The 22,450-nt window shown below is 71.2% G+C and carries 21 protein-coding genes; 11 read left to right on the top strand and 10 right to left on the bottom strand.

What is annotated here, in order from left to right; all coding sequences use genetic code 11:
* Positions 1–28 precede the first annotated feature (28 nt).
* The 9 genes from O0S08_RS38740 (at position 29) to O0S08_RS38700 (ending at position 6,786) form a co-directional block, all read left to right on the top strand.
* The gene (locus O0S08_RS38740; protein WP_269034506.1) at positions 29–601 is read left to right on the top strand and encodes a response regulator transcription factor; all 573 of its coding nucleotides are present in this window, start codon (positions 29–31) and stop codon (positions 599–601) included.
* A gap of 33 nt (positions 602–634) precedes the next feature.
* Positions 635–1,180, top strand: a complete 546-nt coding sequence (gene thpR / locus O0S08_RS38735; RefSeq protein WP_269034505.1) for an RNA 2',3'-cyclic phosphodiesterase — start codon at positions 635–637, stop codon at positions 1,178–1,180.
* A gap of 6 nt (positions 1,181–1,186) precedes the next feature.
* Positions 1,187–2,146, top strand: a complete 960-nt coding sequence (locus tag O0S08_RS38730; RefSeq protein ID WP_269034504.1) for an ABC transporter permease — start codon at positions 1,187–1,189, stop codon at positions 2,144–2,146.
* A 189-nt stretch (positions 2,147–2,335) separates the two neighbouring features.
* Positions 2,336–3,136 carry an ABC transporter permease gene (locus O0S08_RS38725; protein WP_269034503.1) on the top strand — a complete coding sequence of 267 codons (801 nt, stop codon included), beginning with the start codon at positions 2,336–2,338 and terminating at the stop codon, positions 3,134–3,136.
* A gap of 27 nt (positions 3,137–3,163) precedes the next feature.
* Complete coding sequence (locus O0S08_RS38720) at positions 3,164–3,376, top strand: ATP-grasp domain-containing protein (RefSeq protein ID WP_269034502.1); 213 nt, start codon at positions 3,164–3,166, stop codon at positions 3,374–3,376.
* A gap of 39 nt (positions 3,377–3,415) precedes the next feature.
* A complete protein-coding gene (locus O0S08_RS38715; protein WP_443094081.1) occupies positions 3,416–4,519 on the top strand; it encodes an LBF_2804 family protein in 1,104 nt (367 codons plus the stop codon).
* Positions 4,520–4,576: 57 nt separating this feature from the next.
* Positions 4,577–5,497, top strand: coding sequence for an N-formylglutamate amidohydrolase (locus O0S08_RS38710; protein ID WP_269034500.1), 921 nt, complete (start codon positions 4,577–4,579; stop codon positions 5,495–5,497).
* A 78-nt stretch (positions 5,498–5,575) separates the two neighbouring features.
* Positions 5,576–6,022, top strand: coding sequence for a hypothetical protein (locus O0S08_RS38705; protein WP_269034499.1), 447 nt, complete (start codon positions 5,576–5,578; stop codon positions 6,020–6,022).
* The gene (locus O0S08_RS38700; RefSeq protein WP_269034498.1) at positions 6,019–6,786 is read left to right on the top strand and encodes a sterol desaturase family protein; all 768 of its coding nucleotides are present in this window, start codon (positions 6,019–6,021) and stop codon (positions 6,784–6,786) included. Before O0S08_RS38705 ends, O0S08_RS38700 begins: the two co-directional genes overlap by 4 nt.
* 72 nt (positions 6,787–6,858) lie before the next feature.
* Here O0S08_RS38700 and O0S08_RS38695 read toward each other — a convergent pair whose 3' ends face one another.
* The 4 genes from O0S08_RS38695 to O0S08_RS38680 all read right to left on the bottom strand — a co-directional run bounded on the left by O0S08_RS38695 (position 6,859) and on the right by O0S08_RS38680 (position 10,969).
* Positions 6,859–8,121 carry a sigma-54-dependent Fis family transcriptional regulator gene (locus tag O0S08_RS38695; RefSeq protein ID WP_269034497.1) on the bottom strand — a complete coding sequence of 421 codons (1,263 nt, stop codon included), beginning with the start codon at positions 8,119–8,121 and terminating at the stop codon, positions 6,859–6,861.
* A gap of 220 nt (positions 8,122–8,341) precedes the next feature.
* Entirely contained in the window at positions 8,342–8,524 is a 183-nt protein-coding gene (locus tag O0S08_RS38690) for a hypothetical protein (RefSeq protein WP_269034496.1), read from the bottom strand.
* Positions 8,525–8,992: 468 nt separating this feature from the next.
* Complete coding sequence (locus tag O0S08_RS38685) at positions 8,993–9,412, bottom strand: secondary thiamine-phosphate synthase enzyme YjbQ (RefSeq protein WP_269034495.1); 420 nt, start codon at positions 9,410–9,412, stop codon at positions 8,993–8,995.
* 15 nt (positions 9,413–9,427) lie between these two features.
* Entirely contained in the window at positions 9,428–10,969 is a 1,542-nt protein-coding gene (locus O0S08_RS38680) for an HAD-IG family 5'-nucleotidase (RefSeq protein ID WP_269034494.1), read from the bottom strand.
* 103 nt (positions 10,970–11,072) lie between these two features.
* Here O0S08_RS38680 and O0S08_RS38675 point away from each other — a divergent pair, with 103 nt between their 5' ends.
* A complete protein-coding gene (locus tag O0S08_RS38675; protein WP_269034493.1) occupies positions 11,073–11,792 on the top strand; it encodes a Crp/Fnr family transcriptional regulator in 720 nt (239 codons plus the stop codon).
* Between the two features lie 104 nt (positions 11,793–11,896).
* On the opposite strand, the gene O0S08_RS38670 is transcribed toward O0S08_RS38675, so the two are convergent.
* The 3 genes from O0S08_RS38670 to O0S08_RS38660 all read right to left on the bottom strand — a co-directional run bounded on the left by O0S08_RS38670 (position 11,897) and on the right by O0S08_RS38660 (position 16,047).
* Complete coding sequence (locus O0S08_RS38670; RefSeq protein ID WP_269034492.1) at positions 11,897–12,934, bottom strand: peroxiredoxin family protein; 1,038 nt, start codon at positions 12,932–12,934, stop codon at positions 11,897–11,899.
* A gap of 795 nt (positions 12,935–13,729) precedes the next feature.
* Positions 13,730–15,352: a hypothetical protein gene (locus O0S08_RS38665; RefSeq protein ID WP_269034491.1), complete on the bottom strand. Its 1,623-nt coding sequence runs from the start codon at positions 15,350–15,352 to the stop codon at positions 13,730–13,732.
* A gap of 41 nt (positions 15,353–15,393) precedes the next feature.
* Positions 15,394–16,047 (bottom strand): hypothetical protein, encoded by a 654-nt coding sequence (locus tag O0S08_RS38660; RefSeq protein WP_269034490.1) that lies wholly within the window; start codon positions 16,045–16,047, stop codon positions 15,394–15,396.
* Positions 16,048–16,244: 197 nt separating this feature from the next.
* Between O0S08_RS38660 and O0S08_RS38655 the strand changes: the two genes are divergently transcribed.
* Positions 16,245–17,147: a hypothetical protein gene (locus O0S08_RS38655; protein ID WP_269034489.1), complete on the top strand. Its 903-nt coding sequence runs from the start codon at positions 16,245–16,247 to the stop codon at positions 17,145–17,147.
* Between the two features lie 419 nt (positions 17,148–17,566).
* Here O0S08_RS38655 and O0S08_RS38650 read toward each other — a convergent pair whose 3' ends face one another.
* The 3 genes from O0S08_RS38650 to O0S08_RS38640 form a co-directional block, all read right to left on the bottom strand.
* On the bottom strand, positions 17,567–19,699 hold the full coding sequence (locus O0S08_RS38650) for a hypothetical protein (protein WP_269034488.1): 2,133 nt from the start codon (positions 19,697–19,699) through the stop codon (positions 17,567–17,569).
* A gap of 72 nt (positions 19,700–19,771) precedes the next feature.
* A complete protein-coding gene (locus tag O0S08_RS38645) occupies positions 19,772–21,280 on the bottom strand; it encodes a DUF1501 domain-containing protein (RefSeq protein ID WP_269034487.1) in 1,509 nt (502 codons plus the stop codon).
* Between the two features lie 21 nt (positions 21,281–21,301).
* On the bottom strand, positions 21,302–22,264 hold the full coding sequence (locus O0S08_RS38640; RefSeq protein ID WP_269034486.1) for a hypothetical protein: 963 nt from the start codon (positions 22,262–22,264) through the stop codon (positions 21,302–21,304).
* Between the last annotated feature and the right edge of the window lie 186 nt (positions 22,265–22,450).

Below are 22,450 nucleotides of genomic sequence, written 5' to 3'. Positions count from 1 at the left end.
CGGGATGCTTGCGGCGGAGGAGCGCGTGATGTCGGAGGCAGCAGACAACCACAGCACGGTGCTCGTGGTCGACGACGACAAGCCGTTCTGCGCCGCCCTGGCCGGCTCGTTGCGCCGCCGCGGCTGCGCCGCGATCGTGGCCCACAACTTCGACGACGCCATGTCCGAGGCGGAGGCGTGGGCCCCCGACCGCGCGGTGGTCGACCTGCGCATGCCGGGCCGCGGCGGCCTCGAGCTGGTGGCGGCGCTGCGGAAGCTCGACCCGACCATGGCGATCGTCGTGCTGACCGGGTTCGGCAGCATCGCCTCGGCGATCGAGGCGATCAAGCTCGGGGCCACGTACTACTTGACCAAGCCGGCCGAGCCCGACGAGATCCTGCGGGCGTTCGAGCGCGTCGAGCCGACCATCGTCGAGCCGCCGAGCCCGCACGCGGCCAAGCCGCTCGACGAGCTCGAGTGGGAGCACCTCCAGCAAGTCCTCACCGACTGCAACGGCAACGTGTCCGAGGCGGCGCGGCGGCTGGGGATGCACCGCCGCAGCCTGCAGCGCAAGCTGGCCCGCGGGCGGCCGACGCACGAGCCGCCGCCGGAAGCGCCGTGAGCGCGGCGCGGCGGTTCGCGCTATAGTCGCCGCGTGCCGCGCCTGTTCATCGGGATCGATCTGCCGCCCGGGGTCGACGACCACCTCGAAATGATGTGCTACGGCCTGCCCGAGGCCCGCTGGGAGGGCAGCGACAAGTTCCACCTCACCCTGCGCTTCATCGGCGAGGTCGACGGCCGGGTCCACCGCGAGATCGTCGACGCGCTGCAGGAGCTCGACAGCCCGTCGTTCATGCTCGGCCTCAAGGGCATGGGCATGTTCCCGCCGCGCGGCCTGCCGACGTCGGTGTGGGCCGGGATCGCCGACCCGGGCCCGGTGCTCGCGCTGCGCCAGAAGGTCGACGCCTGCCTGCGCAAGGTCCCCGACGTGCCGCCCGACCCGCGCAAGCTCATCCCGCACGTGACGATCGCCCGCGTCGGCGACTGCGAGCTCGACGACGTGATGGTCTACCTGACCGAGCACTCGCTGATGCGCACCGAGCTGTTCCCGGTCGAGCGCGTGCTGCTGTTCTCGAGCACGCAGACGCACCGCGGCTCGGCCTACCGCATCGAGGCCGCGTTCGCGTTGCGACCTGTCTGAAAGGCCATGTCCTCGCGGCGCGCCTCGATCCCCTGGCCGGCCGTGCTGCGGCGCCTGGTGGTCGCGGCGGCCTCGCTGGCGCTGGTGGCCGCGCTGGTGTTCGTGACCTTCGAGTGGCTGGCCGACCCGGCCGCGCTGCGCCTCGGCCGCGGCGCCAGCCAGGAGGCGCGCGAGGCCCTGCGCGCGGCGATGGGGCTCGACAGGTCCTTCGGGACACGTCTTTTGGAACATGTCGTACGGGCCATGACGTTCGACTTCGGCGTCAGCCAGGTGCGCGGCGGGCCGGCGGGGCCTTTGATGCTGCAGGCGCTGGGGCCGACGCTGGCCTACGCGCTGCCCGGCTGGCTGCTCGGGACGGCGGCGGCGGTGTTCGGCGGGCTGGCGGCCGCGCGGCGACGACGGGCCGACCGCGCCCTGCTCGCGCTGTCGACGGCGGTGATCAGTACGTCGAGCGTGATCGTGGTGGTCCTGGCGCAGCACGTGCTGGCCCACCGCCTCGGCTGGTTCCCGGTGCTCGGCTGGCCGCTCGCCGGCGGCGCGAGCCCGCTGGCGTACGTGATGCTGCCGGCGCTGGTGTGGGCGCTGCTGCAGTGGGGGCCCGACGTGCGCCACTACCGCGCGGTGTTCGAGCGCGAGCTGGCGGCGCCGCACCTCGACGGCCTGCGCGGGCGGGGCGTGCCGGAGCGGCGGGTGGAGCGGCACGTGTTGCGCGCCGCGGTCGGCCCGATCGTCGCGCGGATCGGCCAGCGACTGTCGCACGTGGTCGTCGGCAGCGTGGTGATCGAGGAGCTGTTCAACATCTCCGGGCTCGGCGCGCTGCTGGTCGCCGCCATCCACGAGGCCGACGCGGCGCTCGTGCAGGCGATCGCGGTCGCCACCGCCGCGGTGACCATCGCCGGCCAGGCGCTGTGCGACGGGGTGGTGTGGCTGGTCGACCCGCGTGTCCGCCGGAGGGACGTGGCGTGAGTCGCGGGGTGGAGGCAGGGGCGCGGTGTTTCGGATGTCCTCGGGGACAGATGAAGGCGCCGCGGTCGAGGGGCTCGGCTGGTAGCAGGCGGCAGGACGCGGCGTGGGACGGGCGCTCGGGGGGCATCGCATGAGGTTGTCCTGCAGGACATGTCCAGAAGGACATGGACGTATGGGCGGAGGCGGCGCGTGAGGTCGGGGCTCGGGCGCGCGGGTCGGCTGGCGCTGTTCGGCCTCGGCGGGTTCGCGGTGCTGGCGGTGGGGGCGGCCGCGGGGCTGTGGGCGCAGGCGTGGGACGTGCCGGTGGGTCGACCGTACATGTCCCCGGGGACAGATGCATGGCTGGGCACCGACGCGCTCGGCTACGATCTGCTGGCCCAGGTGGTACAGGGAGCGCGGGTGTCGCTGGTGGCGGGGGTCGGCGGAGCGGTGGGCGCGGTGGCGGTCGGCGGGGCGCTGGGGGCCTGGGCGGGGCTGCGCGGCGGGTGGACCGACCGGCTGCTGTCGGGGGCCACCGACGCGTTCGCAGCCGTGCCGCCGGTGGTCGCGCTGCTGGCGATGGCCCTGGCGCTCGGGCCAGGTGTGGCGACGGTGGTGGTGGCGATCGCGGCGACGCAGTGGACGGGGGTGTTCCGGGCCGCCCGCGCGGAGGGTCAGCGGCTGCGGGCCGCCGACTTCTACCGCGCGGCCCAGGCGATGGGCGCGGGCACGCTGCACCAGATCGGCTGGCACGTGATCCCGGCGCTGCGGCCGGTGCTGCTGTCGGCGCTGGTGGTGCTGTTCGCCCACGCGGTCAAGGTCGAGGCGCTGCTGGCGTACCTCGGCGCGAGCGCACCGGAGCTGCCGAGCTGGGGGAAGCTGCTGGCGCGCAGCGGCAGCGAGCTGGCGCGCGGGGTGTGGTGGCCGACGCTGGCCGCGAGCGCGCCGCTGGCCCTGCTGGTGCTGTGCGCCCAGGTGCTCGCGGACAGGTCGGGCCGGCGCCCGGACTAGTTGATCTGTCCTTCGGGTCATGTGGCGATGCGGTCGAGCTGCCGCCGGCGGGTGGTGATCGACGTGGGCGCGATCGAGGACCGCGGCTGGGCCGTCGCGGAGGCCAACCCGGCCTGGGCCTCCGGGCTGTGCGGCTGCGAACCCGCCCGAGTGCTCGCGGTGCTGCGCGCCTGCGTGGTGGCCGGCGAGGCGAGCGAGGCTGCGCGATGGTTGCGTCCGCGCGCCGGAGTGACGCGGTAGCGAACCGCCGCCGCGCCGTGATAATCGAGGACGGACGTCATGAGCGCGCTGTTCCGCCGATTCTTCGACCGTCTGCCCGTGCGCACGAGCCCAAGCGATGGTCAGCTGCACCTGCTCAGCGACGCGGAGCTCGGCGCCGTCCGCCGCACCCATCGCGGCGCCGTCGCCGGCGCGGCGGCGATGAGCGTGGTCGGCTTCCTGCTGTACTTCATGCCGGTGTATAGCGCGCCGGAGCTGTTTCCGTCGGTCTCCGTGACGCTGTTCGGCAGCGAGGTCGCGCTCCCGTGGGCCGAGACGCTGTGGGGCCTGCTCCTCATGGTGATCGAGATCTACGCGCTGGTGCTGCTCAACCTGTGGGGGGTGCACGAGATCGCGGCGGCGACCGGGCTGCTCGGGCCGCACAACAAGGCCGAGGTCGCGGGCACGCTCATCGACATCGGCCTCGAGAACAAGCACCGCGGGCTCCTGCAGTACGGCATCGATCCGTTCCTCGGCGTCAACCCGTGGCTGCTGTTCCTCGTCAACCTGCTCTTGCGGCTGAAGGGCTGGCTCGGCAGCAAGATCCTCCGGTACGCGGTCCAGCGGCTGCTCGGGCGGTTCGCCGTGCGCGAGGTGCTCGACTTCGCCGGCATGCCGATCTACATGGCGATCAACGCCTGGAGCACGCATTCCGTGCTGCACGAGGCCAAGGTGATCATCATGGGCCAGAAGCTGATCGAACACCTGTGCGTGCGCCTGCCCGCAGATCTGGCGCAGAGCGCCGAGGATAAGGCGCTGCTGTACGACACGTTTCGGTTCATCGCCGTCAGCAAGCGCGACTTCCATCAGAACCACTTCGCGCTGACGAAGGCGCTCATCGAGCGCTACGCGATCGCGGTGCAGCCGGAGCAGGGGTCGCTCGACGACTACCTGGCGCGCCTGGCCGTGGCGCCGGAGCGGCTGCGGCGGGCGGCGGTCCTGCTGATCGTGATCGGGTTCCTGCTCGACGGCCAGATCTCCTGGCGGGAGCGCCGGCGGATCCGCGAGCTCTCCGAGCGCGGCGTGTTCCGCTACAGCGCCGCCGAGGTCCGGGTGATGTGCCGCGACTTCGTCCGCGGGGCCGGGATCGAGGCGCTGCTGACGCGTCAACTGGTGCCGGCGTGAGTCTGCATCAGCGGAGCCGGTCGACAGCCCCGGACCGGGTTGGCAAGCTGCTGCGCGATGCCGACCGAATTCGAGGATTTCGTCGCCGTCCCGGGCGTCTGCGAGGTCGCTTATACGCCGCCGCGGGCGGGTGCACCGACGCTTTTGGTCGAGCTGCCGCACGGGGCTACGCGGACCGCCGATTACGAGGCGACGCGGGCGCGGCTGACGGGGACGCTGCCCGACAACCTCGAGGCGTTCTTCTATGTCAATACCGACATCGGCACCCCCGAATGTGCACAGTGGTTGGGCGAGGCGCTGGCGGCCGAGGGCTTCGGTACGCTGATTCTGCGCTGCCTGGTGCCGCGGACCTTCATCGATTGCAACCGCGTGGTCGAGGGCTCGCAGCGCGGGGCCGTGGTCGACGGGCTGACGCCGGCGGTCGCCGCGTACATCGAAGAGCCGGCGGACCAGGCGCTGCTCGCCGAGCTGCACGCCAGCTACCACGCGCTCACCGAGCGGGCCTATCGCCGTCTTTGCGGTACTGGCGGGTTGGCCTTGCAGCTGCATTCGTACGCGCCGCGGTCGGTCGGTATCGACCGTATCGACGGTGAGATCGTGAAGGCGTTGCGCCGCGCCTATGAGCCGGCGCTCTACGAGACCTGGCCCGAGCGACCGGCGGTCGACCTGATCTGCGCCGACGGGGAGGGCACGATGTGGTCGTCGCCGGAGCTGGTCGGAGCGGTGCGGGCGGCCTTTGCCGCCATCAACGTCGACGCGCGCGAGAACGCGACGTACAAGCTCCACCCCGCGACGATGGGCTACCAGTACGCGCGCGCCTATCCCGGCCAGGTGCTGTGCGTCGAGCTGAATCGCGGGCTGTTGGCCGAGCCGTTCGTCCCGTTCGGCGAGTCGCCGATCAGCCCCGCCCACGTCGAGCGGATGACGCGGCCGCTCGCCGTGGCGCTGTCGCCGGCGCTGGCGAGGCAGAGACACTGAGGCCGGCGCGAGGCTGCCCGGGGCCTGGGGGCGGCACGCGGCGAGACAGGCGGCCGCGAGTGTGCGACGGTCGAGGGGATGCAGCACCACGACTCTCACGAAACGAGCCTCGGCCGGCGCCTGTTGCGGGCGGCAGTGGTGATGTCGTCGACCGGCCTGGCCGCGGTCCTGATCTTGCGGGCGGGCGGGGTCACTGGCTGTGACGGGCACGCCTCCCCGCCCCCGCAGCCGGCCAGCCAGGTGCAGCAACCCGCGGCCGAGGCCACCAAGAAGACCCCGGAGGCCGAGCCCGCAGCCAGCCAGGCGCAGGCCGCGAGCGCCCCGAACCCCGCCCCGCAACCGGCAGCGGCGAACCCGGGCAACGCGGCCAACAATGTCGAGCCGAGGACCCTCGAGGTCGGCAAGAATTACTTCCCGGCCTCGAAAGCGGGGCCGGCGATCCATCCGGAGCCGCTGGTCGAGCCTGCTCGAGAGCCCGCAGTCCAGCAGCAGGCGCCGCAGCCGCAGCAGGCGGCGCCGCAGTGATCGACCTGCTCCTGGCCACGGCCGCCAGCGCGGCCGTGATGGCGGCGATCTACGGGCCGCTGGAGCGGATGTTCCCCGCCAGACCGCAGCAGGCGGTGCTGCGGCGGGAGCTGGCGATCGACGCGGCGTTCTTCCTCGGCCAGTATCTGGTGTTCTCGGCGGTGGCCGTGACGGCGCTGACGTGGGTCGACTATGCGCTCGTCGGGGTCTGGCCCCTGTCCCTCCGGACATGGTCGATGGAGCTGCCGCTGTGGATACAGGTGGTACTGGCGCTGGTGCTCGGCGATCTGCTGACCTACTGGTTTCACCGCGCGTGCCATTCGTGGGGGCCGCTGTGGCGGTTCCACGCGGTGCACCATAGCGCCGAGGAGCTCGATTGGCTGGCGGCGCACCGCGAGCACCCGGTCGACGGCGTCCTGACCCAGCTGTGCGTGAATCTGCCGGGCATCGCGCTCGGCCTGCCGTTCGCGGCGCTGGGGGGGCTGGCGATGTTCCGTGGGCTGTGGGCGATCTTGATCCACGCGAACGTGCAGCTGCCGCTGGGACCGCTGGGGCTGGTGCTCGGGGCCCCGGAGCTGCATCACTGGCACCACGCGCGGGTCGAGCGAACGCGGCACAACTTCGCCAATCTGGCGCCCTATCTCGACCTGCTCTTCGGGACATATCACCGTCCTCGCGGGCCGGAGACCTACCTGCTCGGCCTGACGGAGCCGTGGCCGCGCCGCTACCTGGCCCAGCTCGTGCGGCCGTTTCGACGCAGTTGATCGGACGGCGCGGCGATCGCTCGCGCGAGACGTCGATCGTCATGTGGGTCGCGTCGGGCATGACAGTGGGACTCAGAACACGCGCACGCGGCGGCACGCCAGGCGGAAGCCCTCGCCGGTCATCCCGGCCGCGCGAGCCGCCGCGATCTTCGTGCGGTGGGCGCATAGTTGATGGCGGAAGTAGAGGGTCTCGAAGCCGGCGACGGCCTCGTCGTGGGTGCTGCGCATGAGGGCGGCGACCCGGGCCAGGTTCGGATCGAGGTCGCGGCCGAGGCCGAGGTCGGCGCGCTCGATGGTCGGGCCTTCCGCGGCCAGTCGGGCGCGCTCGACCACGAACTCGAGCTCGCGCACGTTGCCCGGCCACGAGTACTCGCGCATGGCGGCGACGGCCTCGGCCGCCAGGGTGCGGCTGCGGCCGTCGACGCTCAGGCGGGCCAGGAGCCGCTCGGCGAGGAGGACGACGTCGCGGCCGCGCTCGCGCAGCGGGGTGAGCACGACGTGAAAGCCGAGGCGCGAATATAGGTCGCAGTCGAAAAGATCGGCAGCGGCCAGGCGCTGCAGGTCGCGCCGCGTGGTGGCCAGCAGCCGCACGGGCGCGGTCACGAGGGCGCGTGCGAGGGCCGACTGGCTGGCCAGCGGGAGCTCGTCGATCGCCTGCAGGAGCAACGTGCCGCCGCTGGCCTCTGCCAGGCGGCCGCGGCGCGTGGCCGTGCCGAACAGTTCGACGTCGACCTGCTCGCCCGCGACTCGACGCAGGTCGACGACGACGAAGGCGGTGTCGCGGTCGGGACCCACGAGATGGAGGCTGCGCGCGGCGAGGCCCTTGCCCGTCCCGGCCTCGCCGGAGAACAGCCCGTGAAGGCGTCCGGGCCGGGCCATCAACTCGGCCAGGCCGTGGAACAGCAGCCGCATCGCCGGGCTATGGCCGTCGAGGTCGCCGAAGCGACAGAAAGGTGGCAGGGGCACATCGACCAGCTCGAGTGCGACGAGTTCGAGACGAGTGGCGCCGATAGAAAAGCCTGCCCCCGGGGCCATCCAGGCCTCTCGCACCCGCATGTCGCCGACGAGCACCCCCGTCGCGCTGTCGAGGTCGCGGACCACCAGCGCCCCACGCTGCGGGGCGAGCTCGAAGTGCAAGTCGCTGACCCGAGGATCGCGGAGGTGGAGGTCGCACAGCTCGCTGCGGCCGCCGCGGAGCGGGCGACCGGCGACGTCGAGATCGAGGGAGAACACGCGGCCGGCGTCGGGACCGGCGGCGACGCGCAGCACGACGCGCTGGACGACGCGCTCGGAGGTCGAAAGGGACATGTCCTGAAGGACGCTTGCGGTGGTCATGGCGGCGGCGAGAACGTGGACGGGCGAGGGCGAGGCAGGACAGGTCTCGGTCATGCGCGGGGGCTCCTGATGCCGCGGCCTTTGCAGGGAGCTTGCCAACTGGCGAAGACGGCAGCGGAGGGCTCTGGTGGGCGATCGGAGGGGGGGACCAACGGGGGTTGGGCAGCGACGACGGGGGACACCCACTGGAGTTGGGGGATGACATGACCTCAGAGACATGTCATGGCGAGACCGCCGGCGAGCGCGGCCATCCGGCCGGGGTGCAGCGGCGGGAGTCGAGCAGTTTGACGGCGACATCGCGCGAATACAGCTCGTCCCGGGCGCGATAGACGTGACCAGAAGGGCCGGAGCCGAGATATTCCTGCAGACGAAAACCTGGCAACGAGGGGAGGGACGTGAGCATGGGTCATTCCTGGGAGGGGCGAGTGCGAGCCATGCGGTGAAGCTAGTCGATGTCGATATGGGGGGCCATGATTTAATCGACGCAATCGAGCTTGGTGGTCGGCTACTGTGATTGCGTATACCCAACTGAATTTGGTGAGGACGCACGAATCGACGCACTGGCGCGGTGGGGTCGCTGCGATACTCTGGGGTCGTGACCTGGGCGATTCACAGGTTCCGTCGAGGCAACGCGGACCGATGTCTGGCGCAACGCAGCGCCATTCGCTTCGCAAGAGGCGGGGCCAGGGCTCGTGACAGGAGCGACCAGGGCCGCGGGCTCACGGCATGGCCGCCGCCGCGTCGCCAACCTGTTGCTGTGGACGGGGCACCCGTGACGCACGGGCTTGTCGCGCTCGGCCGGCCAGGCGGTACGCGGCCGGTCAGACGGGAGCGGGTCGGGCTTCGCGGCGGCCGTGGAGGCGCCGCGGCCTCACTCGCCGATGATCTTGATCAGCGCTCGCTTGCGACGGCGGCCGTCGAATTCGGCGTAGAAGATCTGCTCCCAGGGGCCGAAGTCGAGCTTGCCGTCGGTGATGGCCACGACCACCTCGCGGCCCATCAGCTGGCGCTTGATGTGAGCGTCGCCGTTGTCCTCGCCCGTGCGATTGTGACGGTAGTGGCTGGTGGGGGCGTGCGGGGCCAGGCGCTCGAGGAAGTCGTCGTAGTCTTGCAGCAGGCCCGGTTCGTCGTCGTTGATGTACACGCTCGCGGTGATGTGCATTGCGTTGACGAGGCACAGCCCTTCACGCACCCCGCTCTTGCGCACGGCGGCTTCGACCTGCCCCGTGATGTTGAGGTAGGCGCGTCGGGTGTCGGTCTGGAACCACAGCTCTTCGCGGTACGACTTCATGCCTGCGAGCGTCGCTCACTTGGCGGAGGAGTGCCAGTGGGGCATCGAGCCGTGCGGCGAGTGGAAGTAGCGGGTCGGCGACACGTACCGGAAGTTGGTGACGCGGCTGGTGTAGATGCAGGCGTAGCTCTCGACCTGGGCCCCGAAGCGGCTCGAGTCGCGGCGGGCGGCGAACACGGAGCCCCAGTAGGGGTTGAAAGCCTCGTCGACGTCGGCGATCCGGCGCTCGAGGGTCGCGGCCATCTCTTCCTCGTACTTGCGCAGGCGATCGAAGCGGCGGCGGACCTGGATCCGGGTGTCGGCCAGCAGGCTCTCCGCGGCCTCGAGAGCGACCCCTTGGCGGACCAGGTCGTCGGGGGTCATGCGGGCGAGCAGGCGCGACAGATAGCGCTGGGCCGAGAGTTCGTCGGCCAGCGAGATCCGGAGCGACGAGAGCTGCTCGATCTCCTTGAGCGGGATCTGGCGATCGCGGCGGATGCCGAGCTCGTGCTCGAGGTCCTCGACGACCAGCGCCGTGCGCCAGCCGGAGCTCTTCTTGCTGCGGACGATGTCGCCGTAGATGTGGTCGCCGACGTAGAGCACTTCGTCGGGATGGACGCCGAGGGCGGCTTGCAGCCCGAGCTGATTGCCGCCGTTGTAGATCCGTCCGCGCCGCGGCTCGCCGGTGGGCCGTCCGAGCGGGTTGGCGGTGGCGTCGAGCTCCTGGAAAGGTTGGTTGCCGGTGAAGAACTCGGGTTTGCGGGCGCCGACGACGACCCAGTCGAAGTAGTCGCGCCAGGTGGCGTACGCCGACATTTGCCCGCCGAGGACGTAGCCGAGCACCGACTCCGTGTAGGGCAGGAGGCTGTTGGTGAGCAGGAACAGGCGTTTGCCGGCCGAGCGGAACTTGTGCAGCGTCGGCCCGAGTTCGAGGTCGAGCTGGAAGTAGCGCGGCAGGTCGGCCTGGATCAGGTCCTTGAGCGAGCCGTCCTGGTGGGCCTGGTCGATGCATTCGCGGACGTCGTTCCACGCCTGCGCGTAGGTCGGCGGGCCCGAGGGCCACAGGTCGGGGCGCTGATCGATGCGATCGACGACCTCGGCGTACATCGTGACTTCGGGCAGCGCGAACAGGGTGTCGACGGGGGCGAAGCGCTCGCGCTCGGTGCCGAGGCGCTGGGCGCGGTAGAGGGCCTTGCGCGTCGGCTTGGGCAGCAGGTTCTTGCCGTGATACGCCCGCCCGACGTAGCCGTGGCGGTCCATCTTGATGATGTTGCCGTACGTCTTGTCGACCACGAGGCCGCGGATGGCGAACGCGGGGTCGGCCTGCATGTCGCGCAGCGCCTCGGGGTAGCCGCGGGCGATGAGCTTGTCGAGCGTGCAGCGGATCGACAGCGCCTCGAGCTCTTCCTGGCGGTAGAGCGCGAGGGTGTAGTCCATGTCGAAACCGATGACGCCGATCTGGTCGAACGCGAGGTCGCGGTTGGTGAAGATCCGGCGGGTGAACGGAGCCTCGAGGACGAGCTCGCCCTCCTGAAGCACTCTGCGGATGGGAGACGGAAGCCCGCTGGCGATCGACATGGGGGGACGTTCAGGGTAGCAGCGCAGGCCGCTGGTGGCGGAGCGTTTCCCGGATTGCGCGGATCCGCAAAGCCTCGTAGTTTAGGAGGTAGCGAGAGCGCGCATGCATCAAGCCGCCAAGGAGCCTGCTCCGCCCAGGGACGAGCGCCGTGTGCTCTGGTACCTGCGCAAGATCCCGCTGCTGGATGGCGTGGGCGGCGAGCACCTGAGGGCGCTCGCTGCGGTGGTGGAGATCAAGGAATTCCGTCGGCGACAGATCGTGTACCTGCCCGGCGATCCGGGGGAGCACGTGTTCTTCCTGCAGGGCGGGCGGGTCAAGTGCAGCAAGGTCTCCCGCGACGGCAAGGAGCTGACCCTCGATTATCACGGTCCTGGGGCGTTCTTCGGCGAGTTGTGCGTGTTTGCGGGCGCGCCGCGCGAGGAGATGGCGGAGGCGATGAAGAACGCGATCGTGGCGCTGTTGCCGCGAGAGCCCCTGCGGGACCTCATCTTCGCCGATCCGGTGCTGGCGTTTCGCTTCGCCGAGGTGCTGGCACAGCGTCGCCGCAGCGCGGAGACCAGGCTCGAGCACTTCGTGTTCCGCGACGTCCACGCCAAGTTGGCGGCCCTCCTGCTCGAGCTCGGCCGCGAGTACGGGCACGAGACGGACGACGGGATCAAGGTCGACCTCAAGATCACGCACCAAGAAATGGCCAACCTGATCGGGTCGACGCGCGAGACGATTTCCTTGGCGCTGGCGAGCTTCCGCAAGCGCAACCTCGTCAACCTGCTCGGGCGTACGGTCGTGCTCGTCGATCTCGAGGGCCTCGCGGCGCTCTGCTGAGCGGCCCGGCTTCGTGGTGGGTCTCGGCGGCAGAGCCGCGAGCCGGCGGGATCGGCGAGGGCGAGTCCGCGGCGCTGTGCGGGTGTCGCCTGCGCGATGGACGATCAGGGTTCGTCGCGGTCGCTGAGTTCGACGCCGATGAACTCGGACAGGACGCCGAACTTGTACATCGGCACGCGACCGAGCTCGCGCATGACGAGGTTGCCCTGCGGATCGACGACGACGAGGGCGGCCTCGCCGGCGGGGATCTGGAAGGCCGCGCGGGCCTCCGCGCTGTCCGGCGTGGCCTTCCAACGCTTGAGCTCGGCGCCGTCGACCTGGCCGACGAGCTGGGCGCTGACCTTGCCCGAGTCGAGCTTCGCGTCGCTGTCGACGACGATGCCGGCCAGCCGCACGTCGGGCTTGGCGAACTGCTTCACGCTGTCGTCGGCGCCGCCGTCGAAGCCTTGCTTGCCGCCGGGGATGTCCTTGCGGGCGACGGGGCCCCCGAGGAAGACCAGCGCGCAGGTGCGGCCGGCGCAGGCGGCGTTGTCGAGCTCGCCGACCTTGAAGGTGGGCGCGGGAGCGGGCGCGGGCAAACTGGCTCCCAGCAGCTCGCGCAGCTTCTCGATCTCCGCGGGCTCCATCTTGCCGCTGTGGCGGTAGACGACGGCGCCGGTCGGGTCGAGGACGACGACTCCGACGTGGCCCTTGGGCAACTTGAAAGTCTTGGTGGCAGCGCCCTCGAAGTCGATGTAGAGCGGCAGCCGCAGCTCGGGCCGCATCGGCCCGACGAACTCCTCGATCTTCGAGGCGAGCAGGCCGAAGCCTTCGGCGTCGCCGATGGCGAAACCGGACACGGTGTCCGGATAGACCCAGCGGGCCATGGCGCGGCTCATCGCCGACGACTCTCGCGCGCCCATGCTCTCGCGGTCCTCGACGATGAGGTAGGCGGTGCGGCCCTTGAGATCGGCGATCACGAGGTCGCTGAGGCCGCCGCCGCCGGGGATGACGAGCTTCTGCGGGTCGGCCTCGGCGACGTTGATCGCGGGCAACTCGTCGGGGATCTCCTCGGCGCGCGAGCGCAGCATCCAGGCGACGAGGCCGAGGGCGATCAAGACCAGGAGGACGAGACCGAGGGCGATCTTGCGGAGGATCGACACGAGGTGGGGAGTATATCGGCGGGGCCCGCGGGCGCCACTTCACAAGCCGCGGCGACGGCGGCAGATCGGTCGTCCTCGGGGCGTCGACGGCGTGAGCGATCGATCATGCAGGAGGCGTCCGCCCACGGTCCTGTGCTCGCCATGAGCGAGGGGCGGTCCGGGGTCGGTGAGGCTCGCCTTGAGCCCAGCGGGCGGTGGGTCGCCTTGCAGGCGAGCGAGGAGCGGTTCGGGGTCGGCGAGGCTCGTCTCGAGCAATGCGGGCAGCGAGGCGTCTTGCAGGAACGCGAGGGACGATCCGAGGTCGGTGAGAGTCGCTCTGAGCCCGGCGGGCGGCGGGTCGTTTTGCAGGCAGGCGAGGGGCGGTCAGGGGTCGGTGAGGCTCGTCTTGAGCACGCCGAGCCGCAGCGAGTCACCTTGCAGGCAGGCGAGGGGCGGTCAGGGGTCGGTGAGGCTCGTCTTGAGCACGCCGAGCCGCAGCGAGTCACCTTGCAGGCAGGCGAGGGGCGGTCGGGGGTCGATGAGGCTCGCCTTGAGCACGCCGATCCGCAGCGAGTCACCTTGCAGGCAGGCGAGGGGCGGTCAGGGGTCGATGAGGCTCGCCTTGAGCACGCCGATCCGAAGCGAGTCACCTTGCAGGCAGGCGCGGGGCGGTCAGGGGTCGGTGAGGCTCGCCTTGAGCACGCCGATCCGCAGCGAGTCACCTTGCAGGCAGGCGAGGGGCGGTCACGGGTCGGTGAGGCTCGCCTTGAGCGCGCCGATCCGCAGCGAGTCACCTTGCAGACAGGCGAGGGGCGGTCAAGGGTCGGTGAGGCTCGCCTTGAGCGCGCCGATCCGCAGCGAGTCACCTTGCAGACAGGCGAGGGGGACGATCGGTTCGTCGCGGTTGCCGTCGAGGCTGGGCATCAGCACGACGGAGCGGCACGACAGCGGTTCGGGACCGTCGAGCGGGATGACGTAGGTGCGCATGCCGTCGCCCAGAACCAGGTGGACGGGCGCGGCGTCGCCGTACGGCAAGAGGAAGGCGGAGTAGCCGAGGACGACGCCGGCGCCGGGCTGAGCAGTGAGGCGTGCGTCGGGCAGCTTGTCGGCAGGGACGTTGACGACCGTGTTCTTCGGTTTGCCGCTGGTGCCGAGGAAAGCGATACCGACGCCGCGATCGGGAGTGACCGCGGCGACGGTGCGGGCGCCGAGGCTGCTGGAGATCGTGCTGAGGATCGCGGGCGCGCCGGGCAGCAGATCGACGTCCTCGCCCGGCGCCGAGATGAGGGCGGCGCCGGCGTCGGAGAGGGTGAGCAGGCCGGTGAGGCGCTGACCGAGGCGCACGGAGATGCCGGCGCCGAGGTTGAGGTGAGGCAGGGAGAGCGCAGGGCCGAGGGCGTCGAGGTCCAGCGGTTTCGCGGTGGGGACCCGCTCGGGGATCGACCAGTTGCTGCGATCGCTGCTGCGCCGCACGTAGGCGATGCCGCGATCTCCGGGGTGTGCGGTCTCGGCGTCGTCGGCGGCGAGGAACTCCGCGAACAGGACATCGCCGAGGAGGAAGGGGCGGCCGAGCGCGGCGAACTCGGCGTCCCGAAAGAGCCCGGCCGACAGGTCGACGGCGGTCTGCAGGGGGCCGATGTTGGGCTCGGGAGCGAGCGTGATGTCGCGGGTGACGACGGCATCACCGGGGACGCCGCGGCGGTACGCGACGCGTACGACGGCGATGTCGCTGCCGGGTGTCGGCGGCAGAGCGGCTGCCGCAACACCTGGTCCGAGAGCCATGGTCTCGGGGACATGTCCCTGGAGGCTGGTCTCGAGGATCGGCATCTCGGGCCAGGTCCCCTCCTGGACGCGGTAGAGGCGGAGCGTCGGGTCGATACCGCCAGCGAGCACGCCGAGCAGGGTGTCGGGACCGGCGCCGCTGAGGAGCAGGGCGGCACCGCCGTCGCGCGGCTCGGGGTCGAGCTCGGCCCATACCTGCGGCAGCGGGGTGTCCGGCGCGGTGACGTTCATCGTCAGCTCGGCCGAGAAGCGGGGGCCGTCGGGGGTGTGCGAGGCCAACTGCAGGGTGTGAGTGCCGACCGCGAGGGCGCCGTGGAGGAAGATCCGCAGGCGGTCGCCGGTCAGCTCGCCGAGGGCGCTCCCGAGGCCCAAAGTGCCGGCGGTCTGGCCGTCGATGAGCAGCTGCGTGTTGCCGAGAGTGATCTTCTGGACGACGATGTCCTTGGGGACATGTTGGGTGCTGGCGACGTTGAAGGCGCCGAGCGCCGGGTTGAGGAAGCCCGGGTCCGGGACCTCGCCGGTGTCGGAGTCGCTGCCTGTGCCGGTCTCACTGCCGGTGCCCTCGTCCATGGGCCCGCCGTCGGGTCGACAGCCGAGCGAGAGGAGGCCGGCCGAGAGGGCCAGCACGGCCGGACGCAGGAGCCCACGAGGGAGCACGCCTCAGGCGTATCGCGTGCGCGCGGGCTCGCCAAGGGGTGTCAGCCGGACGTAGCGATCGTCCAGACGAGCACCGCGAGGGCGGCGTGGCTCGCTCCGAGAGCAAAGCCGGCCCAGCGCAGGCGCGCGGCGCCCGCGAAGAAGAGCGGCAAGCACAGGCCCAGGCCGATGAGGAACAGCGGGAGGGCGTCCTGGGCGAGCGGGACGCGCAGGTCGAGGAGCGCCCGGCCGCCGAGCCACAACAGCGCGAGAGCGCCCCACCAGGCGCCCCGCAGCGCGAGCGCGCGCAGGGCGGCCCGCCGCTCCCACAAGAGTCCGGCGACGCGGCGCGAGAGGCGGCCGGTGACCACGCCGAGTCGTCGAGCGCCGCGGCCGATGGCGAGTCCTGCGACGCGCGACAGGCGGGCCAGCTGCGCGCAGGCGCGCAGGCTCAGCTGCGAGAACTGGCGTAGGCCGCCGGCGCCGAGTCGGGACAGGCTGCGAAGGCCGCGCCCACCGGCGACGGCGGAACGGCCGAGCTCGGTGGCGCCACGGTCGAGGCCCTTGCCGACGCCGGAGATGGCGCGCTGGGCCGCGGGCATGAGGGACCGGCTCCGCTCGACCACCAGCTGGCCGGCGCGTCGCCAGGCGATCCGGCCGCGCACGCGAGCGGGGAGGCCGCGCACGACGAGGGCGCCGCGGCGGAGTTGGTTCATGAGCCAGCGCGTGTGCCGGCGAGCAGCCGCCTGGGCGGGAGGCCGGCGGCGCCGGTTGCCCTGGCCGGCGCGAACAGGAGGCCGGGGAGTCACGTGGCGAGTGTGCGACGGGGGCGAGCGGGGACCAAAATTTCGGCGCGGCGGGCTGTCGATCGGGCGCCCGCAGCGGGCCGGGCCAGATGCTAGGCTCGCGACCGATGTCGTTCGTCACGGCGATCTGGCTGATGCTGGCGCCGGCGGGGTGGCAACCCCGGCCGCCCGATCCACCCACGGTGTGGGCCGAGGCGGGCAGCCGACCGTGGGGTCAGTGTCGCGAGCTCGAGCGGACCGCCGAGCTCGCGGTCGCCAAACAATCGGTCGGGGCGGACGGGCCGAACCTGTGGGCCGAGCGGGCCCGGTTGTGCCCCGGTGCGCCCGCGGTGCTGGTGGCAGCAGCGATGCTCGAGTTGACGCAGGTGCCGAGCTTGCCGCCGCTGTCGGAGCTGGCCGGGGAGGTCGGCGCGCTGGCGGAGACGCAGCGACAGAGCCGCAAGCGGGCGGCGCAGTGGTTGGCTGCGGCGCGGAACGAGGCGAACCGGCGCGGGCAGGCGCCGCCGCCGATGACGTGGGTGATGACGGCGATCGCGGCGATCGGGCTCGGCGAGCCGGCAGCAGCTCGCGCCGCGCTGGCCCAGGCGGAGACGCGGGCGGAGGTCGAGGGCCATCGCATCGATCGCCTGGCGTCTGTCGCGGCGCTCCTGGCCGGCGACCTCGCTCTGGCGCTGGAGCTGGCGCACCGGGCACGCGAGCGCGCGGCCTCCCGCGAGCAAGTTCGCACGACGCTGATCCTGTCCCTGGTCTACGACCGCAGCGGCGCCGCCGATGCCGCTCAGCGGGAGCTGGCGCTGCTGCGGCCGCTGGCTTCGAGCGCCGAGCGGATGGCCGTCGATGCCCTGCTCCCGTTGCACGAGCGCCTGTACCTGGCGGCGATCGAGCAGATCGCGCTGAAGAACCCCGCCAACGCGGGCCTGCTGTTCAAGGGCTATCTGGCGTGTCCGGAGCCCGAAGAGGCGGAGCGGCGGCTGGTCGAGCGGCGGCTGGCCGAACTGCGCCCGATCTGAGCACCTCGCCGTCGTGCCGACCCGGGCAGTCGGCCGGGGGAGGTGGCGGTGTGAGCGAGCGGCGCCTCGCGGACGAGCGGAGTGGCGACCCAGGCAGGCCGTTGGTGAGGCATGACGGTGCGAGCGGGCGGCGCCTCGCGGCCGAGCGACGGGGCGACCGGGGCAGTCAGCCGGGGAGGTACGGCGGAGCGAGTGAGCGGCGCCTCGCGGCTGAGCGGCGGTGCGACTTGGGCAGTCGGCCGGGGAGATTTCGCGGCGAGGTCGAAGCAGCCGATGGCGACGCCGTCGGTACCTGGGCGGCGGCTCGACAGCGAACGGATGTGACGCGTGCGGGCTCGGGTGCGCCGGAGATACGGCGAAGCCCCCGGGTCATGGCGGAAAGGCCATGTCCCAGGGGCCATGCTCTCAAGGGCAGCCGGTCAGCGCAGCTTGAGTCCGTCGGCGCTGCAGGTCCACGCGAACTTGTCGCCGAGGAGCTGCGGGGCGTGGACGTTGCACAGGGACTCGGTGTCGGTGCCGGGGACGGCGAAGGCGGGGATGGCCGCCGGATCCTGGTCGCGGCTGGGCACGCCCGACAGCATGAACTGCGGGGTGCTGAGCAGCATGCCGGCGAACCGGCGGGCGCCGGACTCGAGCTGGCCGGTGTCGGCCTGGCTCATCGGCGTGTCGAGCGGGAGGCCGATGACGCCCTCGATCGCGGCGATCTCGGCCGGGCCGTCGATGGTCGGTTCGGTGATCAGGCGGTCCTTGATCGCCGCCGCGATGTCACCGACGGTGGTGCCGGGGACCATGCTGGCCTCGACCAGCATGAGCTCGATCCACTCGTACTCCGCGCACGGCTGGCCGAGCGGGCCGGTGCAGCTGCCCTCCATCGACTGCTTGCTGCCGCTGGCGAGTTGGTTCTCCCACGACAGGAGGCCGTTGAAGTCGACGCCGTTGAAGCCGTTGATCGCGTCCTTGAGGAAGATGCCCTGGTCGCGCAGGAAGTTGACGCTGGGGAAGTTCCACTCCTTGTCCTGGATCTGCTGCACCGGCAGCTCCCACCACATCGCCCGCATGGCCGACTCGATGAGCACCCAGGCGCTGTAGCGCTGGACGCGGTCGCCGACGCCGTTGCCGCGCATGTTGGGGTCGGCGGCGGTGATCGAGAACGGGTCGAACACCGCCTTCATGTGGTACGAGTTCGAGGCGTCGCACAGGTCGGGCGCCTCCTGGTTGAAGTACGGGTGCGTGACGATCTCGACGAGGAGGGTCCGCAGCGAGTAGCTGTCGGAGATGAAGGCGTCGGCGAGCTCGCCGAGGATCTCGCGCTGCTTCTCGTTGCGCGGGAAGCTGTGCGCCAGGGTCAGCGGGTAGCCGAGCATCTCCTTCCACACGCCGTTGGCGATGTTGACGGCGGTGAGGTACGCGAGCGCCTGGTCGGGGGCGACGGACAGGTCGCCGTCGACCATGAGGCCCTCGCTGGCGAGGGTGGCGAAGCCGGTCTTGAACAGCGGGTCGATGTCGAACAGCTGGCCGCCCTCCGGCAGGGCGCCGCCGAGGTAGCCGGGGATCCCGAGGATGTCGCCGCCGGTGCCGGGGGTGAAGCGGCCGCAGGCGCCGCTCCAGCCCCACGGAGTGACGGGGCCCTCGTCGTCGACGAAGCCGGTCCAGCGGAACGCGGCGTACAGCTCTTCTTCCGGCCGGCCCTTCGGGTCGCCGTAGATGGCGCCCTCGAAGTCGCCGGGCAGGGCCCAGAAGTGGTTGTACTTGGGGTCGGGGTTGTAGGTGACCGACTCGGTGCTGGTGTGGCACTCGAGGCAGCCGCTGCGCCGGCCGAGGTAGCTCGACTCGAAGATCTCGCCGTAGTTCGAGCGCGCGTTGACCTCGAACTCCTCCTGCGTGATGTTGGCGCCGGACAGCGGCCGGGCCATGCGCGCGAACATGTCGGCGCGGTACATCGGGCTCAGGTCGTCGAGCCGCAGGGCGCTCATCATGACGTCGGCCATGGTGAACGGGGCGTCGAAGCTCGAGCCCTCGGCGTCGTTGTCGCGGATGTAAGCGGCGAGGTCGCCGTCGTCGCCCGCGCCGGTCGGCTGCGAGTAGCAGCCGTAGTTCGACTTCATCTCGAGGCGGTTGATCTTCAGCTGCTCCCAGAAGAAGGTGCGCCAGCGGTGGAGGTAGAGGTCGCCGGACGCGAGGCCGCGGGCGACGATCGCTCGCCCGTCCTGGCCCTTGGCGTCGAGCTGCTCGATCGCGCTGACCAGCAGCTGGACCTCGCGCATGCCCTCGGGCTTGCGGCCCTGCAGCAGCGGGACGATGCGCTTGACGAACGCTTCGTCGCCGGCGTCGCACGACTCCTCGGCCTCGCCCGCGGGCGGCGGCTCCTCGCCGGGGTCGCCGGAGTCGCCGGTGGTGGCCGTGGTGCCGTCGGTGGTCGGCGCGTCGGTGGTGGTCGGCGCGCTGTCGGTCGCCGTCGGGTCACCCTCGGTCGGATCGCCGGTGGCCTGGGTGTCGCTGGCGCTGGCGCCGTCGGACGTAGACTGGTCGTTCGGACATGCCGTAAGGGACATGCACGCGAAGACAGCCGTGAAGAGAGGAGCGTGGTTGGAATGAAGTCGAGTCATGGTCGCGCCTCCTCTCGCTCAGAGCTTGAGCCCCATGTAGACGTCGCGCAGCCGCTGGGCCGCCTCGACTTGGTTCTTGACCCCGCCGGCGACGTCGCCGACGGCGAAGGTCTGGGAGCTGAACGGGTAGATGCCGAGGGCCATCATGACGAGCATGCGGTTCTCGGCCGGGCTGATATAGGTCTCGGCGAAGCCCTCGGCCTCGGTGATCGCGCCGTAGATGCCGCGCTCGGCCTCGGTGATCGGGCCGCCGATCACGACGTTGACCATGCCCTGCGGCCAGTGGTTGAGGCCCGACTGGCCCTGCCGGTGCGGCGTGCGGCCGAACTCGGTGTTGATGACGATCATCGTGTCGTCGAGGTTGATCTTGCCGGGGTCGTTCTCGTTCGGCGCGTTGATGATGTCCGCCAGGCACTGCATGGTGTGCGTGACGTTGCGCGAGGAGTCCTCGACGTGGCTGTCGTGGGTGTCGTGGCCGGCGGAGGGGTTGGGCTTGAGGCCGCCGTCGATCCAGTGGACGTAGCGGGCCTGGTCCTTGGCGCGGGTGAGCAGGCTGGCGGCCATGCGCGCCTGCATGCGCGGCTTGTCGTTGCCGGCCATGTCGCTGCACTCGGTGCCGGCGACGCCCTCGAACAGGTCGGCCGACAGCACGTCCGACAGCTCGCCGGCGCCGCGGCGGGCGAAGTGGGCGAACTCGAAGTTGCTGCGCTCGGCCGAGCGGGTGAGCTGCCCCTTGCCACCTGGCCGAAAGCGCTGCTGGTAGGAGGCGAGGTAGTGGTCGACGGCGGCGTCGTAGGCGTCACGGCCGGTGCCGACGCTGGGGCGGGCGAGCAGCTGCGACAGCGACGAGCCGGGGTCGACGGTGACGCTGAGCGGGCGCGCGGAGCCGGGGTGGAGGCCGATCGCGGAGGCGGCGAGGACGTTGTCGGTGGGGAACTCGACGCCGGGGTAGAGGACGTAGGCGTACGGGGTCGGGCGCAGGCCGCCGGGCTGCTCGAGGAAGTGGCGCTGGATCGACGCGCCGACGCCGGCGAGGCGCGGCGAGCCGAGGCGGCTGCCGGTCAGCGCGTAGGGGTTGGCGCCCTCGTGCGGCAGGAGGTCGTGGCGCTGCACGAGGATCCGCATGCGCGCGACGATGTCGGGCCGGGCTCGCAGCGGTGCGACCCACGGACCGAGGTGGACCAGCAGGCCGTTGGCGTCCTCGGCGAATTCGTCGGTGAGGGTGTTGCCGAAGCCGCACTGGCCGAAGCGCGTCTGGGTCTGGTTGTAGTAGGCGTGGAGGAACCGCTCGGTGTCCTGACCCCAGTCCGGCACCGCGTAGAAGGTGTCGAAGGCGTTCATCCCGCCGTAGAGGTAGAGCTCGAGCACGTTCTTGGCCTGGCGCTCCACCGGGATCATGGCGTCGAGCTTGTCGGCCGGCCACTCGCCCCAGTAAGCCTCCGCGCGCCGCGGGTGGCGAAGAATGCCGAAGGAGGCGCCGGCCGCCGTGGCGACGCCGAGGGACTTCATGAAGGTTCTGCGCTGCATGGTCCGTCTCGTGGGTGTCCTTTAAATCAGGTCGGGATCGGCCCAGACCTCGTAGCGGAGGACGACCCGCAGGTCGCCGTCCGGGAGGCCGAGGTCGAAGCTTTGCTCGCGGGAGATGGTGAGGGTGGCAGGGCCCGGGGCGAGCTTGGTCAGCTCGGCGCTCGGGATGGTGAAGCTGCCGTCGTCGACGGCGTGGGCGGTGAGCATCTGGCCGTAGGTGTCGATGAGGCGGATGACGACGCGGTTCGCCTGGCCGCCGTTGGCCTCCCAGTCGATGTCCAGGTCGGTGGCCCGGTCGTGCTCGAACAGCGAGGTGGCGACGTCGGGCGCGGTGACGGTCAGCGCCGGCGGGGCGGTGACGGCCGCGGGGAGGACGATGTCGTCCTTGCCCTCGCCGCCGAAGGCGATCACGTCGTACGCGTCGTCGGCGACCCACTTCGCGGGGTCGGGGGCGCACAGCGGGTCGAAGAACTCGGCGTCGTCGCTGAAGTAGACCGGGAAGGTGTCCTGCACCAGCACGAGGCAGGCGAGCGACTCGCCGGCCGCGCCGCGCAGCTTGAGCGCGTTGCCGCCGGTGATCCAGGTCTCGTCCTTGCCCCAATCGTAGGGGGCCGGGATCGAGTTGTTGACGACGGTGTTGGCCTCCTCCGGCGGCGGCGGGAGGTGCATGCCCCACGCCTGCACGGCGAAGAAGTCGTCGGTGGTGAACGGCTCGGTGCGCCAGGCGCCCGCCATGCCCAGCTCGGCCGGCAGACCGCCGGCGGTCTCGGGATAGAAGGTGAAGTTGAGCAGGCCCTTGGCCTCACCGACGACGATCCCCGAGTCGCTCGTGGAGCTCGACGGCTCGGAGCCGCTGGTGGTCGGCGCCGTGGTCCCGGACGTCCCGTCGGTGCCGCCCGTCGTGTCGCCGGTGCTGTCGATCTCGGTGTCGGCCTCGCCCTCCGAGGCGCCCCCGCCGGGTTGACCACAAGCCCACAGGGACATGGCACAGAGAACCTGGCCGAGAGGACAGGTACCGCGAAGCAGCGGTGTCGCACTGAAAATCGTGCGAGCGAGACGTCGATCAGTCCTTCCCATCAAACTCATCATTTCCTAATGAGGAGAATAAGTCTGCGTGAAGACACGGCGGGAACTTCACACTCGGGTGATTTTTGTCACCGCTGTCCCGCG

The sequence above is a fragment of the Nannocystis punicea genome (genome assembly GCF_026965555.1).
Classification (GTDB): Bacteria; Myxococcota_A; Polyangia; order Nannocystales; family Nannocystaceae; genus Nannocystis; species Nannocystis punicea.
This window is presented reverse-complemented; position numbering and strand designations above follow the sequence as displayed.